The following is a 2,355-nucleotide window of genomic DNA, read 5'->3' on the forward strand; positions in this document are numbered from 1 at the left end:
GGCTGTTTCCTCAAATAGTATTTCCTTTGCATATCGAAAAACGATAAATGATTATCGAGAAACGAAATTGGGAACCGAATTAACTCAAGTTTCGCAAGTGCCAAACTTGCAGGAGTTAAAGGAGTTAAAAGGAAGCCCCCTCCAACTCCCCCCGAAGGGGAGAGACCCCTACCCAGGTGGGCTTAGGAGTTAAAGCCGATAGTTCAAGTGTATGGCCGGCATATCTTCACAAAGGTATTGGCTTAACTACTTAACTTCTTAACTTCTTAACTACAACCGATTAATAAACTTGCGAAACTTAAGGAATTAACAACAACTTTAAAACAGAAAAGAATATGAAAACTTTGGTAATGACAGTGATGATGGCAGTAACGGGATTGATTAACGTAACGGGTGCAAACGACGGACCGGACTTTGCGTACAATACGAAGGTGGAGAACGGACAGATGACGGCGCAAACCGTCTATAAGGTGGAGGACGGCAAGTACCTGAAGCAACACCTGATGTACGGCTTCGACTACGACGCCGAGAACCGCCTCATCCGCAAGGAAGTGTTCAAGTGGGACGTCATCCGTCAGGTCTATGAGCGCAGCTATTGCCTGAACTACACCTATGAGGCCGGCGGGACGGAAATGGAGCTGGCCCTCTGGAACGCGAAGGAAGCCGGCTACACGGACGTGAAGCAGAAGGTGGTCTACCTGCAGGACGGCATGGGCATCACCTATCTGGCCTACGAATGGGACAGCCGCGACCGGAACTGGAACCTGCTGGCGGAACACCCCTTGCAGAACGGGGACAATGCTAGCCTGCTGGCCGGGAAGTAAAAACGCCCGCTTTTCTTTGCCCCGACACTCAACTTGACGTATCTTTGTAAAATATAAAAAAAGACAACGATGAAAACAGCTATCAAACTGGTCTTGATTTACTTCCTGATGCAGATATTGGGCACGCTGACTGCCGGCCCGATAGCGGTGTTGTACGTTTACTTCACAACCGGAAGTTTGGATCCCGAAGCGGCCCGACGCCTGATGATGGCGCCTGCCCTGTTGTTGGGAATGGTTTATATGACATGGTATCTTTGGAAAAAGAATTATCTGGCCGACGACGGACGGATGTATTCGCTGACTACCCCCTCTTGCCTGACATGGAGCGTGGTGGCAGGCGTGACGAGCATCTTCCTGACGAACGAAGCGGTGTCGCGGCTGACGTTCCTGCCCGACCTGATGAAGCAGACGTTCGACACGTTGCAGTCCGGCTGGCTGGGCATCCTTTGCGTCGCCGTGCTGGGGCCCGTGCTGGAAGAACTTCTTTTCCGCGGTGCCATTACGAAGGTACTGTTGCAGAAGTACACACCGGCCAAGGCTATCCTGTTGTCGGGTCTGGTGTTCGGCGTGTTCCATATCAATCCCGCACAGGTGGCCGGTGCCTTCTTGACGGGCATTCTGCTGGCCTGGCTCTACTGGCGCACGCGAAGTCTGGTGGCCTGCATCCTGATTCATATTCTGAACAATAGCTTCGCAGTTTACATCGGTCTGAACTATCCCGAGGTCGAAAGTATGACCGAATTGTTGGGTACGCCACTGGTGGTGGCCATGGCGGTTGTGTCGCTTGTCCTGTTCCTCCTTTCGGTGAAGAAACTGAACGCTTATCAACTTTTTGCAACGAATATAACAGACAGTAAGCTATGAAAAGAAGGCTGAACATACTTTGCGCCATCGTCCTGCTGGTGATGGGCTGGTCGGTGGGCATGTCGCTCTACTACATGGGGCTGGGCATGACGAAGGGCGTCCAGATGGGAATGGATGCCGCCCAGGAGATAGTGGAAGAAGGAAACAGCGCCAAGCTGGATGAGGTGAACAACATGCGGACGGTCTCTTTGTTCCCCAAGTTCCTGGGCGGGAGCGAAGGGGAACTTTTCACCGACTCGATACGCAACGAGAAGACGGGCCGCTACGTCCCGATGGCCTACTCAAACCTGATGGTCAGCGTGCCGGTGGATACGCCCGCCTGGCAGAAGGTGGCTTCCACCGTAATGGGCTTCCTGGTGCTGGTGGCCAATGTCTGGGCGCTGGTGCTGTTCATCCGCATCGTGGTGTCGGTCAACCGTTCGGACATCTTCAACTGGCGCAACGTCCGTCGCCTGCGCCGTTTGGGCATTCTGCTCATCGTAGGTTTTGTTTGTGTCCTGTTGCCCGAATACATGGCGCTGTGCAACCTGCGCGAGGTTTTCGCGCTGGAGGCCTACGACCTGGCGCTTCCCGATTCGGCCAAAGTAACCAACCTGCTGCTGGGACTGATATCCCTCATTGTGGCCGAAGTCTTTGCCATCGGGCTGAAGATGAAGGAGGAGCAGGA

At 53.2% G+C, this 2,355-nt stretch carries 4 protein-coding genes; all 4 read left to right on the top strand.

All coding sequences use genetic code 11. The features are described from left to right. Positions 1 to 193: hypothetical protein (locus Q1Y74_RS13905; RefSeq protein WP_300814888.1), on the top strand; the 193-nt coding region annotated here is incomplete at its 5' end. A 112-nt stretch (positions 194 to 305) separates the two neighbouring features. After that, the gene (locus Q1Y74_RS13910) at positions 306 to 824 is read left to right on the top strand and encodes a DUF3836 domain-containing protein (RefSeq protein ID WP_300814891.1); all 519 of its coding nucleotides are present in this window, start codon (positions 306 to 308) and stop codon (positions 822 to 824) included. 69 nt (positions 825 to 893) lie between these two features. Next, positions 894 to 1,688 (top strand): type II CAAX endopeptidase family protein, encoded by a 795-nt coding sequence (locus Q1Y74_RS13915; protein ID WP_300814889.1) that lies wholly within the window; start codon positions 894 to 896, stop codon positions 1,686 to 1,688. Further along, positions 1,685 to 2,355 (top strand): DUF2975 domain-containing protein (locus Q1Y74_RS13920; RefSeq protein WP_300814890.1); only part of this gene is annotated, 671 nt, incomplete at its 3' end. The genes Q1Y74_RS13915 and Q1Y74_RS13920, both read left to right, overlap by 4 nt.

Origin of the sequence: uncultured Bacteroides sp. (assembly GCF_949298305.1) — a bacterium.
GTDB lineage: Bacteria > Bacteroidota > Bacteroidia > Bacteroidales > Bacteroidaceae > Bacteroides.